The sequence below is a fragment of the Ensifer sp. GW823-FHT05D09 genome (assembly GCF_058795755.1).
The window spans coordinates 1-1,081 of the sequence record NZ_JBXAIA010000031.1 but is presented as its reverse complement, the minus strand read 5'-3'; the positions used below and the strand labels follow the sequence as shown (position 1 = coordinate 1,081).

Annotated in this window: 1 protein-coding gene; it reads left to right on the top strand. The window is 67.3% G+C overall.

Going from position 1 to position 1,081, the window contains the following annotated elements; genetic code table 11:
* On the top strand, positions 1–1,081 hold a 1,081-nt coding region (locus AC1Q80_RS30775; protein WP_492362933.1), incomplete at both ends, for a calcium-binding protein.

The following is a 1,081-nucleotide window of genomic DNA, read 5'->3' as shown; positions in this document are numbered from 1 at the left end:
GATGACGATGACGGCGCCACCCGCGCCAACCGGCTGCCGGTGGTCACCGGCCGCAACATTCTTGCCAACGGCTTCATGAACCTGTCGGCGATCATCCTGCTCGATGATCTGCTCGCCAACACGCTTGACCCCGACGGCGACCGGCTGACGATCGCCAATCTCACTGTCTCTTCCGGTTCGGTGCGCGCCTACTCCGACGGCATGTGGCTCTATACGCCGGATCGCGGCGAGATCGGCCAGGTCACCTTCAGCTATACCGTCTCCGACGGCACCGGCAGCGTCGCCAATGGCGCGCTGCTTGCGCTCATCGACTGGCCGGCGCATGAGATCAAGGGCACCGAGGGACCCGACGTTCTCCTGGGCACGCCGCACCCCGACATCATCGCAGCCCTTGGCGGCGACGATATCGTCTATGGCCGCGAGGACGACGACCTGATCCTCGGCGGCACCGGCAACGACACGCTGCTTGGCGGTGACGGCAACGATACCCTTCATGGCGAAGACGGCGATGACCGGCTGTTCGGCGGCAATGGCAACGACATTCTGTTCGGCGGCGCCGGCAACGACCAGCTCTATGGCGAGGCCGGCGACGACATCCTGATCGGCGAGGCCGGCGACGATACGCTGTCGGGCGGCACCGGCGACGACCGGCTGTTCGGCGAAGACGGCAAGGATCGTCTCGAGGGCGATGCCGGCGACGATCTGGTCGATGGCGGCAGCGAGGACGATACGCTTGCCGGCGGTACCGGCGATGACACGGTTCTGGCCGGCGCCGGCAACGACGTCATCGCCACCGGGCCGAGCAGCGAAGAGGCCCGCCTGGCGCAGGCAACACCGGCCGCAGCCACCGACACCGACGACGGCGACGACCACTATGCCGGCGGCACCGGCTTCGACACGCTCGATGCCAGCAGCGCCACCAACACCATCACCGTCGACCTCGAAGCCGGCACGGCGTCAGGCGAAGAGATCGGCTCCGACACGCTCGACAGCATCGAGGCGGTCATCGCCGGCTCGGGCGACGACCAGATCTCCGGCGACAGCCAGAACAACACCCTCATCGGCAATGACGGCGACGACA